The following is a 12013-nucleotide window of genomic DNA, read 5'->3' as shown; positions in this document are numbered from 1 at the left end:
TCCCGTTCATGTCACCAGAAATCACCTCGCTCCTCATCTTCCTCGCCATCGGCCTTGTCGCCGGCTGGATCGCGAGCCTGATTCTCGGCGGCGGCGGCTTGCTGAGGAACCTGATCGTCGGCGTCATCGGCTCGGTCGTCGGCGCCTACCTGCTGACTCTCGCCAAGGTCGAGCTGCCGATCGGCAACGCCCTGGTCAGCCAGATCGTCACCGCAACCATTGGCGCCATCGTGGTGCTGTTGGTTGCAAGGCTGATCAACAAATAGGGGCGACGCGCCGGGGTTGAACCCGCCATGTCGAGACGCGATATCGACATTGGGTCAAACGGGGGTAAGACAATGGGTCTGCCGGAAAAGCAATTTGGGGGAGAAGTTCAAATGGGTCGTATGGATACTCGCTCGCTGGTCATCTTTCTCGTCATCGGTCTGGTCGCTGGCTTCCTTGCCAGCCTCATCGTCGGTGGCGGCGGACTGATCACGTACCTCGTGAGCGGTGTCATCGGTTCGTTCGTGGGCGGCTATCTGTTCACTGCCCTCAATATCAACCTCGGCATCAAGAGCCCGATCGTCACGCAGATCATTACCTCGACGGTTGGTGCTATCATCGTTGTCGTCATCGCCAGGCTCATCGCCGGCTAGGAACGCTCCTTGGTCACTCTGATCGACAGTCTCGACACCCGTCCGCGGCATCCCGAAAAGGCCAATCGGCCCGAAAACGAGATGCTGCGAAAGCCGGACTGGATCCGCGTCAAGGCGCCGGGTTCTCCCATCTACAAGGAGACCCAGCAGATCGTGCGCGAGAACGGCCTCGTCACCGTGTGCGAGGAGGCCGGCTGCCCCAACATCGGTGAGTGCTGGTCGAAAAAGCACGCGACCATGATGATCATGGGCGAGATCTGCACCCGTGCCTGCGCCTTCTGCAATGTGCGCACCGGCCTGCCGACCGCCCTCGATCCGAAGGAACCCGAGAACGTCGCCATCGCCGTCGAGAAGCTCGGCCTGGCTCACGTCGTCATCACCTCGGTCGATCGCGACGATCTTCCCGATGGCGGTGCCGAACACTTCGCCCAGGTGATCCGCGCCATCCGCGCCCGTACTCCGAAGACCACCATCGAGATCCTGACGCCGGACTTCCTTCGTAAGGAGGGCGCGCTCGAGATCGTCGTCGCGGCCAAGCCCGACGTGTTCAACCACAACCTCGAGACGGTGCCGTCGAAGTATCTCAAGGTCCGCCCCGGTGCCCGCTACTTCCACTCGATCCGCCTGCTGCAGCGGGTGAAGGAACTCGACCCCACCATGTTCACCAAGTCCGGCATCATGGTCGGGCTCGGCGAGGAGCGGAACGAAGTCCTGCAGCTAATGGACGACCTCCGCTCGGCCGACGTCGACTTCCTGACCATCGGCCAGTACCTGGCGCCGACCAAGAAGCACCACCCGGTGCAGCGCTTCGTCACCCCCGAGGAGTTCAAGTCCTTCGCCACCGTGGCGATGACCAAGGGCTTCCTGCTCGTCTCCTCAAGCCCGCTCACCCGCTCGTCGCACCACGCCGGTGAAGACTTCGGGCAACTGCGCGCCAACCGGATGGCCAAACTCGCCCATGCCTGATCTCTTCCTCGAGCGGCACTCGCCGCACCTGCCGCAGCGCATGTTCGATCTCGTCTCGGATCTCGAGGCCTACCCGCGCTTCATCCCCAATTGCAAGGCGATGGACGTCCGCGACGACGCGAGCGGTGCCATCCTCGCTCGAATGACCATCCAGTTCGGCCCGGTGACACAGGCCTACACCAGCCGGGTGGTGGCCGACCCCGTCGCGATGACCATCACCGCCAAAGCCGTGGATGGCCCGTTCTCCTATCTCGACAGCAAATGGACGTTCGAGCCGGAAGGCGAGGGGACCCGCATCCGCTTCGACATCGACTTCAAGATCGCCAACCCGCTGGTGGCCGCTGTCGCCGAGCCGGCCTTTGCCGCCAAGCAGAGCGAGATCATCGACGCGTTCGAGGACGAAGCCGACCGCCGCTTCGGCTAAGTCGCCCGCCTCCACATCGCCGTTTGCCAATAGTGCGGCACGATGCTATGCAGCATTGCGTTCCCGATTTGTTCTCGGGCGGTGGTGGAGGAAGAAGAGCATGATCCGAAGGATCGAGTGCGTATGCATGCCGACCAAAGATGTGGCGGCATCAGTAACGTTCTATGAGTCCCTTGGGCTAACGCAGAGCTGGAAGATCGAACGCCCGTTGCCCGATGGAGGTGTATGGACGCTGGTCGGGATGAAGTTCCCCGACGGAACCAGCTCGGAACTGGTCCTCAGCGACAATCCCGACATCAACTTCACCGAGATCGAGCTGGGCGTCGATGACGTTCGCGCAACGTTTGCCCAGATGCAGGGCAATGACGGCCTAACCTGGATCCGCCAACCCTTCGCCACCGAGTCAGGCCATGTCGCCGTCATGGAAGCTCCCGACGGGAACGTCTTCGTGCTGGTCGGCGCATAGCGTGTGGGCGGCCTAGGCCTTCGCTGCCTTCAGCACCAGCTTCAGCGCCTGCACCACCGCCGCATGCCGCACCTCGTCGCGGTTGCCCGGGAACACCTTCTTGAGGTGTGTAGTACCGTCCTCGCTCGCCACCGAGAAATGCACCAGCCCGACCGGTTTCTCCGCCGTGCCGCCATTCGGCCCGGCGATCCCCGTCACGGCCACGGCGAGATGCGTGCCCGCAGCACCCATCGCCCCATCAGCCATCGCCATCGCGACCTCCTTCGACACCGCGCCGAACTGCCTCAGCAGCCCGAACGGCACCCCGATCATCGCGATCTTCGCCTCATTGGCGTAGGTCACGAACCCGCCATAGACCACGTCCGACGATCCCGAGACCGACGTCAGCGCGCCGGCGATCAAGCCACCGGTGCAGCTCTCCGCCGTCGCCACGGTTATCCCCGCGGCCTTGAGAGCCGATATCGTCTCTTCGGCGAGGGTAGCGATGTCATCGGGCAGCTTCATTTCAGTCTTCCCTGGGGAGTTCGATGCTGGCGCTCGCCATGGCGACGATGCCCTCACGACGGCCGGTGAAGCCCAGTTGCTCGCTGGTCGTCGCCTTGATGGCGATGCGGCTCGCGGAAATCCCGCATACCCCGCCGATCGCTGCCTTCATGGCCTCCACATGCGGTCCAACTCGCGGCGCCTCGCAGACGATTGTGATATCGAGGTTGACGATCCGGCCGCGCCGCTCGGCAACCTGTGCCGCGGCATGGGCCAGAAACACCGACGACGCCGCGCCGCGCCATTGCGGGTCGGACGGCGGGAAGAACGACCCAATGTCACCGAGACCAAGCGCTCCGTAGATCGCGTCGGTCAGCGCATGCAGCGCCACGTCGGCGTCGGAGTGCCCCTTGAGCTTGTGGGTATGGGCAATCTCCACCCCGCCAAGCCACACCGCCTTGCCCGGTTCCAACGGGTGAACATCGAACCCTGTCCCAACGCGCGTCTCCATGGTTGTCTCCTTGCCCAGCAGCCGCTCCGCCCGGGCAAAATCCTCGGGATGCGTAATCTTGATGTTGTGGGTGCTGCCCGGCGTCAGCGCCACCGTCAGCCCGGCCCACTCGGCGATCGCCGCGTCGTCGGTGAACTCCCGCGGCATTCGGCCTGCACGCAAGTGCGCGGACAGAATCTGCGGAAACCGGAACCCCTGCGGCGTCTGCGCCGCGAACAGGGTCCTGCGATCCTCAGTCGAGGTGACAGTGCGCCCATCGATCGAGCGCTTAATCGTGTCAGTCACGGGCACCACGGGCAGGGCGGCTTCGCTGCTCCGCAACGCCTCGATAACCCCGCTGATCACGTCCGACGACACCAGCGGCCGCGCCGCGTCCTGGATCAGCACGAGGTCCGGGCGCTTTGTGCCCAGCGCCGTAAGCCCCGCGAGCACCGAAGCCTGGCGCGTCTCACCGCCGCTCACCGGCGGCAACAGGCGCGCGTCCTCGAGGCCGAGGGCGGCATAGCGCTCCACTTGCTCGGAGTGAATCACCGGCACGACCCACGAGATATCCTCGCGTCCCAAAAATGCCTCGATACTCCGGCTAAGCACCGGCTTGCCGGCCAGCGTGCGGTACTGCTTCGGGCTTGTGTCCTGCCCGGTGCTGGCCCGCTCGCCGCGGCCCGCAGCGACCACGATCACCGCGATGGTCCTTGTGGCTGTCATTGTCGTTTCGTATGAGGCCCTTGGTTGGCGCGAGCATGGTCTATCGGCGGCTTTTCCCCGCAGCAAGCCCGACGCCAAACATTGCGCGATCAGACGCGATATGTGGTTGCGCGCGGCAAGCTTTTGACTATTCTGCGGGCATTTCGTGGAAATGAGCAAATCTGGGGCAGGGTGTGTCTGATTTTGCCTGCACATTAAGCATTGCCGGCCATGCGTTGCCGAACCGCGCCTTCCTCGCGCCGATGGCCGGGATTACCGACGCGCCGATGCGTAAGCTGGCCGAGCGCTTCGGCGCAGGCTTGGTCGTGTCCGAGATGATCGCCAGCAATGCGCTGGCGACCAACAACGACGACATGGTTCGCCGCCTCAACAAATCCGGCTCGCTGCCGCACGTCGTCCAACTCGCCGGCTGCGAAGCCCAGTGGATGAAGAGGGGTGCCGAGATCGCTTACGCGGCCGGCGCCGATATCATCGACATCAACATGGGCTGCCCCTCCAAGCGCGTCACCAACGGCTACGCCGGCTCGGCGCTGATGCGCGTCCCCGACGAGGCCCTGAAGCTGATCGACGCCGTCGTTGCCGCCACGCCGCTCCCCGTCACTGTGAAGATGCGCCTCGGCTGGGATGATGATTGCCTCAACGCCGCCGACCTGGCGCGGCGCGCGGTCGACGCGGGTGCGCAGATGATTACGGTTCACGGCCGCACCCGGCAGCAGTTCTACAAGGGCGAAGCCCGCTGGCATCTCGTCCGTCCCGTCGTTGAGGCCGTCAGTGTGCCCGTCGTCGTCAACGGCGACATCACCAGCATTGATGCCGCCCGCGAGGCCCTGAGCCAGTCTGGCGCGGCGGCTGTGATGATCGGCCGTGGTGCCCAGGGCCAGCCCTGGGCCGTCGGCCAGATCGGTGCGCAACTTGAGGGCAGGGAGCCTGATGCTGCCCCGACCGGCACCGCCTTGTCGGACCTCGTCGCCGAACACTACGACGCCATGCTGACGGACTACGGCAGCCAGCTCGGCGTCCGGGTCGCCCGCAAGCATCTCGACTGGTATCTCGAGGCCGCAAACATCGTGCTGGAGAAGCCGGTCCGCAGCCAGTTGCTCAACTCGCTGGAGCCCGCCGAGGTCACCAGGATGATCGGCGAAGTCTATTCCGGTGACTGGAGGCTCGCTGCATGAGCAAGGTTCCACCGCCGGCCCTCAGCACTGCCGTGCTGCAGGCGTTGCCGCAGCCTGTCATCGTCTGCACCGAAGACCGCACCATCGTCTTCGTCAACTACGCCGCCGAAGCCTTCTTCGGCGCTTCGATGAGCGTCCTGTCGCGTCAGCGCCTCGACGACCTCATCGCCTTCGGTTCCCCGATCATCGGCCTGATGCAGGCCGTCGCCGACCGGCGCGGCCCGATGACCGAGTACCGCGTCCGCGTCGGCTCGTCCCGCTTCTCCGATGTCGGCGACGATCGTGTCGTCGACGTCTTCGCCTCGCCGCTCTCCGATTCCGACGGTCGCATCGCGCTGCTGTTCCAGGAGCGCACCATGGCCGACAAGATCGACCGGCAACTGGTCAGCCGCGGCGCCGCGCGCTCGGTCACCGGCCTCGCCTCGATGCTGGCGCATGAGATCAAGAACCCGCTCTCCGGCATCCGCGGAGCGGCGCAACTGCTCGAGCAGAGTGTCACCGCCGACGAGTTGCCGCTCGCCCGCCTGGTGCGCGACGAGGTGGACCGCATCGTCGACCTGATCGACCGCGTCGAGGTGTTCGGCGACGATCGCCCTATCGAGCGCGAACCGATCAACATCCACGTCATTCTCGACCGCGTGAAGCTGCTCGCCAAGAACGGTGTCGCCAAGGGCATCACCTTCCACGAGGAATACGATCCCTCGCTCCCGCCGGTCGGCGGCAACCGCGACCAGCTCATTCAGGTCTTCCTGAACCTGGTGAAGAACGCAGCGGAAGCCCTTGAACGGACACCGAAACCGGAAGTTCGGTTCTCGACCGCGTTCCGTCCGGGCATCCGTATCTCGGTGCAGGGCGTCTCCGAACGCATTTCGCTGCCGCTCGAGATCATCATCGAGGATAACGGCCCCGGCGTCCCGCCGGACATGGTGCCGATCCTGTTCGATCCCTTCGTCACCACCAAGGCCAACGGGTCCGGTCTCGGCCTCGCTCTCGTCGCCAAGATCATCGGCGACCATGGTGGCGTCGTCGATATGGACAGCCGCCCGGGCCGCACCCGGTTCCGCATCCTTCTGCCGGTCGCCGCCAAGGCGACCATGCCTGAGACGATCTCCCACGAGGTTCCGGCCGAATGAGCCACACTATCTTGCTCGCCGACGACGATGCCGCGATCCGCATGGTGCTCAACCAGGCACTGACCCGCGCCGGCTATGAAGTCCGCCCCACGGGCAACCTCTCCACCATGTGGAACTGGGTGAGCCGCGGGGAAGGGGACCTGCTGATCACCGATGTGGCGATGCCCGACGGCAACGCCTTCGACATCATGCCTAAGATCAAGAAGCTACGCCCCGACCTGCCCATGGTGGTGATGAGCGCGCAGAACACCTTCATGACGGCGATCCGCGCCAACGAAGTCGGCGCCTACGAGTATCTGCCCAAGCCCTTCGACATCACCGAAGTGCTTTCGGTCGTCGCCCGCGCCCTCGCCGACGCCAAGAAAGCGCCGAGCGGTGAGAAGAAGGCCGACGAACCCGGCGAGACCATGCCATTGGTCGGCCGCTCGCCCGCGATGCAGGACATCTACCGGGCCCTGGCGCGCCTGATGCAGACCGATCTCACGGTGATGATCACCGGCGAGAGCGGTACCGGCAAGGAGCTAGTGGCCCGCGCGCTGCACAATTTCGGCAAGCGCCGCAACGGCCCGTTCGTCGCCATCAACATGGCCGCCATCCCGCGCGACCTGATCGAGGCCGAACTGTTCGGCCATGAGAAAGGCGCCTTCACCGGCGCCACTGCTCGCTCCTCTGGCCGCTTCGAGCAGGCCGAGGGCGGCACACTGTTCCTCGACGAAATCGGCGACATGCCGATGGACGCTCAGACCCGCCTGCTGCGCGTGCTGCAGGAGGGTGAGTACACCATGGTCGGCGGCCGCACCCCGATCAAATCCAACGTCCGCATCGTCGCCGCGACACACCGCGACCTGAGCCAGATGATCCGCCAGGGTCTGTTCCGCGAGGATCTCTACTATCGCCTCAACGTCGTGCCCATCCGCCTGCCGCCCCTGCGCGAGCGCGTCGACGACATCAACGACCTTGTGCAGCACTTCCTGCGTGCCGCCCAGCGCGAGGGCGAGCCGGTCAAGACCATTTCCGCCGAAGCGATCCGGCTGATGCACAACTATTCCTGGCCCGGCAACATCCGCGAGCTGGAGAACCTGGTCCGTCGCCTGTCGGCGCTTTACGCCGACGAGAACATCTCGCTCGAGATCGTCCAGAGCGAGCTCAACCTCGCCGACCGCCAACCGGTCCAGACGAACTCCGGCCCGGTCGATGTGTCGACGGCTGTGGAAACTCATGTTGCGCAGGTGCTGCGCGAGTACGAACCCAATCTCCCACCGGCCGGCCTCTATCAGCGAGTGCTCGACCGGGTCGAAGCGCCGCTGATCGCGATGGCGCTAAACGCCTGTGGTGGCAACCAGATTCGGGCTGCCGATCTCCTTGGCCTCAACCGCAACACCCTGCGCAAGAAGATCCGGGCGCACAGCATCGAGATCGTCAAACAGTCGCGCCGCCAGGGCTGATCACGTTGTAGAGCGGCAGACTGACGGCTGTTGCAAAAATGCATCGATAAGGTTACGGAAGGCGGAGACTAGTCCCGGCGCCTCCCGCTGGTGTCACATTTCAGCAACAATTGTCCTGAAGGGTGAATCGGAGTGGGGGAGCCCACGATCCGCCCACAACCCGGCCTCTGGATGCACGACGCAACGCTCATCGGCGACGCACAACCCGAGTCGACTCCGGCGCCATCGCAGCCCCGGACGCGCCCGTTGCTGTTTGGCGACACCGGCCGCAAGGCGATCCGTACAGTCGGGCTGATCATCGTCCTGCTGTCGGTGTTCGTGTCGTCGGGATCGTTCCTGATCATGACCGGCGCCACCGACATCGAGCCGACCCCCGAGGTCTGGACGATCATTTGGTTCGTCAATGGCTTGCTGGTGCTGTCGGTCGTCGCGCTTGTCCTCACCGAAGCGACGCTGCTGATCCAGGCGCGGATGCGCGGGCAGGCGGGTGCAGGCCTCCAGGTCCGCATGGTTGCGATGTTCGCCGCGGTGGCCGCGATCCCGGCATTGCTGGTGGCCGTGGTGGCGATGATTTCGCTGAACCAGGGCCTCGACCAATGGTTCTCCGAACGCACCCGCACTATGGTGGATAGTTCGCGCATCGTCGCCAACTCCTACATGCGCGAGCACTCCCAGGTGCTCCGCGACGACATCATCTGGGTGGCCACCGAGCTCGAGCAGGCCCGCGGCACATTCGAGACCGACCGCGTCAAGTACCAGCGCATCCTGACCGCTCTTGCCGTGAACCGTTCGCTGCCGTTCGCCTCGCTGATCTCGGCCGATGGCGACACGCTGATGAAGGCCCAGATCAATGCCCCGGGCACCGCGCCGCGCGTTCCTGAAGGACTGACGCAAGGCGTCGTGGAGGGCACGCCGACCGAGATCGCTCCCGGCCGCACCAATCTCGTCGGTTCGGTCGTCAAGCTCCGCGGCTACGACAACACCTTCCTTTTCGTCGCCCGGCCGGTGGATCCCGAAGTACGCGAGTTCATGCGGCTCACCGACGAGAACATCACCGAGTACCGCAATTACGCGAGTAACCGGGTGGTCTTCCAGATCACCTTCACGCTGATGTACATCGCCCTGGCGCTGGTGTTGCTGCTCGCTGCCGTGTGGATCGGCATCGCGCTGGCGAACCGGTTCGTCGATCCGATCAGGAACCTGATGATTGCGTCGAGCCGTGTCTCGGACGGCGACCTCGATGTCCGGGTTCCGGTGCAACAGGGCAGGGGCGACCTTCGCGATCTCTCCAACCGTTTCAACACCATGACGCAGCAGCTGAAAACGCAGCGCGTCGCCCTGGTCGAAGCGAACGAGACAAACGAGAAACGCCGCCAGTTCACCGAGGCCGTGGTGGAGGGCGTGTCTGCCGGCATCGTCGGCCTCGACCCGTTCGGCGCCATCACACTGGTGAATCTCCGCGCGGCCGAAATGGTGGGCTCCGACGAAATCGAACTCGTCGGCAAGCGCATCGACGAGGTCATTCCAGCGCTGGCACCGGTCATCGAACGGGCCCGCTCGGCCCGTCGCGGTACCATCCGCGATCAGATCGAGATCGGCTCGGGTCCGGACTACCGAACCTACCAGGTGCAGCTGACCCGCGAGGGCACGATGACTGAGAGCAAGGGCTTCGTCGTCACGCTCGACGACATTACCGACCTGCTCTCCGCCCAGCGCACCGGCGCCTGGGCCGACGTAGCCCGCCGCATAGCGCACGAGATCAAGAACCCGCTGACCCCGATCCAGCTCAGTGCCGAGCGGCTGCGCCGACGCTATGCCAGCAAGCTCGCCGACGACTTCGACGTCTTCGACAAGTGCATCAACACCATCATCCGACAGGTCGGCGATATCGGTCGCATGGTCGACGAGTTCTCCTCGTTCGCCCGCATGCCGGAAGCCAAGCTCGACAAGGGCAATCTCACGGAGTCGATCCGCCAGGCGGTCTTCCTCGAGAGCGTCCGGCTGCCCGAAGTCACTATCAACATGGAACTGCCCGAGGCGCCGATCACGGCCTGGTTCGACAACCGGCTGATCAGCCAGGTGCTGACCAACCTGATCAAGAACGCGGTGGAAGCGATCGAAGGGGCGGGGCTGGAGGGTATCAAGAATCCGGTGATCACTGTCGAGGCTGGCGCCGAAGGCGAAATGGTGCGCATCTCGGTATCGGACAACGGCAAGGGATGGCCGAAGGAGAACCGGCATCGGTTGCTCGAGCCCTACGTAACGACACGCGAGAAGGGCACCGGCCTGGGCCTTGCGATCGTCGCGAAGATCATCGAACAGCACGGCGGCAAGGTCGACCTGGTCGACGCCGAGCCGGATGAAAACGGGCGCATCGGCGCCTGCTTTACGTTCACCCTGCCGCTACGGCAGCCGGGTGAAGCAGACGAGGGGGAGCCAGCAGCTTCCCCGACGACGGTAGCGGAGCAGCAGGCCGCCACCCAAACGAGTAGCGACGCAGCGGGTGGGGCAGACCCTGAAAGCGGACAGCAAGAGGAGCCGCAATTGCAAGCGGTTGATAATACCTGATGGCCCTCGACATTCTGATCATCGATGACGAGGACGACATCCGTGACCTCATCGCCGGCATCCTCGAGGACGAGGGCTACCAGACCCGGCAGGCGCATGACGCCGACTCCGGGCTGAACGAGATCGCACGGCGTCGGCCGAGCCTGGTCTTCCTGGATATCTGGATGCAGGGCAGCCGCCTCGACGGCCTGCAACTGCTCGATGAGTTCCAGAGCCAGCACCCCGACATGCCGGTGGTGATGATCTCCGGGCATGGCAACGTCGAAACGGCCGTCAGCGCCATCCGGCGCGGCGCCTACGACTATATCGAGAAGCCGTTCAAGGTGGACCGGTTGCTGCTGATCACGCAGCGCGCCATGGAAGCCGCACGGCTGAAGAACGAGGTCGCCGACCTGCGCGAGCGGTCGAGCAACACGGTCGAGCTGGTCGGCAACTCGCAGGCCATGCAGGCGGTCCGGGGCGTCATCGAGAAATCGGCTCCGACCAACTCGCGTATCTTCATCTCCGGGTCATCCGGAACCGGCAAAGGCCTGTCGGCGCGCCTGATCCATCAGCGAAGCACCCGCGCAGAGGCGCCGTTCGTCGAGATCAATTGCTCGCTCTACTCGCCGGAAGAGGTTGGCGTCGTGCTGTTCGGCCGCGAGACCCGCGAGAAGACCGGCACGCTGCGAACAGAGGTTGGCGCACTGGAGCGCGCCCATGGCGGGACGCTCTACCTCTCCGAGGTGGCGGCTTTGCCGCAGGCTGCTCAGCAGGCGCTGCTGCGCACGTTGGTCGAGAGCAAGTTCAATCGCGTCGGCGGCGCCGTCGCGGTGCCCATCGATGTGCGCATCATCTCGTCCAGTTCACAGAACGTCGCCGGACTGATCGAGCAGGGCCAGTTCCGCTCCGATTTGTTCCACCGCCTGTCGATCGTGCCCCTGCACCTGACGCCGCTGAAAGAGCGCCGCGAGGACATTCCGCCGCTGGTGGAAGTCTTCATCGAGCAGGTCTGTCGCCTGCACAACCTCAAGAGCCTCTCGATCGGCGACGATGCCGTGGCGGTGCTGCAAGCGCAGGATTGGCCGGGCAACGCCCGCCAGCTTCGCAACTCGATCGAACGGCTGCTGATCCTCGTCAAAGACCAGACACCGGCCGATGGGGTGATTACCGCCGCGCTGCTGCCGCCGGATATAGGCGAGGTGCTGCCCACGGTCGGCGACAGCGACTCATCGGCCCACCTGATGAGCCTGCCGCTGCGCGATGCCCGCGAGGTTTTCGAGCGGCAGTACCTGATGGCGCAGATCGAGCGTTTTGGCGGCAACATCTCGAAAACCGCCGAGTTCGTCGGTATGGAGCGAAGCGCTTTGCACCGCAAAATCAAATCGCTCGGGCTCTAGGCCCGTCCATCCGTACGGGTAGGCACTCGGTTTCTTCTGTGCCATACTTCACCTGCGATGGGAGAATGACGACAAAAAGGGGCAGGGGCGGTGGCGGCCGTTGCTCCATTAACAGGGCGT

At 64.6% G+C, this 12013-nt stretch carries 12 protein-coding genes; 10 read left to right on the top strand and 2 right to left on the bottom strand.

Going from position 1 to position 12013, the window contains the following annotated elements:
* Positions 1-8 precede the first annotated feature (8 nt).
* The 5 genes from AC1DV8_RS15340 to AC1DV8_RS15320 all read left to right on the top strand — a co-directional run bounded on the left by AC1DV8_RS15340 (position 9) and on the right by AC1DV8_RS15320 (position 2494).
* Entirely contained in the window at positions 9-266 is a 258-nt protein-coding gene (locus tag AC1DV8_RS15340) for a GlsB/YeaQ/YmgE family stress response membrane protein (RefSeq protein WP_477158070.1), read from the top strand.
* 120 nt (positions 267-386) lie between these two features.
* Entirely contained in the window at positions 387-638 is a 252-nt protein-coding gene (locus tag AC1DV8_RS15335; RefSeq protein ID WP_477149415.1) for a GlsB/YeaQ/YmgE family stress response membrane protein, read from the top strand.
* A 9-nt stretch (positions 639-647) separates the two neighbouring features.
* Positions 648-1604 carry a lipoyl synthase gene (gene lipA, locus AC1DV8_RS15330; RefSeq protein WP_477158069.1) on the top strand — a complete coding sequence of 319 codons (957 nt, stop codon included), beginning with the start codon at positions 648-650 and terminating at the stop codon, positions 1602-1604.
* Positions 1597-2028, top strand: coding sequence for a type II toxin-antitoxin system RatA family toxin (locus AC1DV8_RS15325; protein ID WP_477158068.1), 432 nt, complete (start codon positions 1597-1599; stop codon positions 2026-2028). The genes lipA and AC1DV8_RS15325 overlap by 8 nt, the downstream gene beginning before the upstream one ends.
* 127 nt (positions 2029-2155) lie before the next feature.
* Entirely contained in the window at positions 2156-2494 is a 339-nt protein-coding gene (locus AC1DV8_RS15320; RefSeq protein ID WP_477149322.1) for a VOC family protein, read from the top strand.
* 12 nt (positions 2495-2506) lie between these two features.
* Here AC1DV8_RS15320 and AC1DV8_RS15315 read toward each other — a convergent pair whose 3' ends face one another.
* On the bottom strand, positions 2507-2998 hold the full coding sequence (locus AC1DV8_RS15315) for a CinA family protein (RefSeq protein WP_477158067.1): 492 nt from the start codon (positions 2996-2998) through the stop codon (positions 2507-2509).
* 1 nt (position 2999) lies between these two features.
* A complete protein-coding gene (locus AC1DV8_RS15310; protein ID WP_477158066.1) occupies positions 3000-4193 on the bottom strand; it encodes a bifunctional 2-C-methyl-D-erythritol 4-phosphate cytidylyltransferase/2-C-methyl-D-erythritol 2,4-cyclodiphosphate synthase in 1194 nt (397 codons plus the stop codon).
* A gap of 173 nt (positions 4194-4366) precedes the next feature.
* On the opposite strand from AC1DV8_RS15310, the gene dusB reads away from it, so the two are divergent.
* The 5 genes from dusB (at position 4367) to ntrX (ending at position 11893) form a co-directional block, all read left to right on the top strand.
* A complete protein-coding gene (dusB, locus tag AC1DV8_RS15305) occupies positions 4367-5368 on the top strand; it encodes a tRNA dihydrouridine synthase DusB (RefSeq protein WP_477158065.1) in 1002 nt (333 codons plus the stop codon).
* Positions 5365-6501, top strand: coding sequence for a two-component system sensor histidine kinase NtrB (locus AC1DV8_RS15300; protein WP_477158064.1), 1137 nt, complete (start codon positions 5365-5367; stop codon positions 6499-6501). Before dusB ends, AC1DV8_RS15300 begins: the two co-directional genes overlap by 4 nt.
* Complete coding sequence (gene ntrC, locus AC1DV8_RS15295; protein ID WP_477149327.1) at positions 6498-7946, top strand: nitrogen regulation protein NR(I); 1449 nt, start codon at positions 6498-6500, stop codon at positions 7944-7946. Before AC1DV8_RS15300 ends, ntrC begins: the two co-directional genes overlap by 4 nt.
* A gap of 246 nt (positions 7947-8192) precedes the next feature.
* Positions 8193-10514 carry a sensor histidine kinase NtrY-like gene (locus AC1DV8_RS15290; RefSeq protein ID WP_477158063.1) on the top strand — a complete coding sequence of 774 codons (2322 nt, stop codon included), beginning with the start codon at positions 8193-8195 and terminating at the stop codon, positions 10512-10514.
* Positions 10514-11893 carry a nitrogen assimilation response regulator NtrX gene (gene ntrX / locus AC1DV8_RS15285; protein ID WP_477149329.1) on the top strand — a complete coding sequence of 460 codons (1380 nt, stop codon included), beginning with the start codon at positions 10514-10516 and terminating at the stop codon, positions 11891-11893. Before AC1DV8_RS15290 ends, ntrX begins: the two co-directional genes overlap by 1 nt.
* Positions 11894-12013: the final 120 nt, after the last annotated feature.

It is taken from the genome of Devosia sp. P3_B2, from assembly GCF_056402875.1.
The sequence above is the reverse complement of the archived record's forward strand: the minus strand, read 5'-3'. Positions and strand labels throughout refer to the sequence as shown.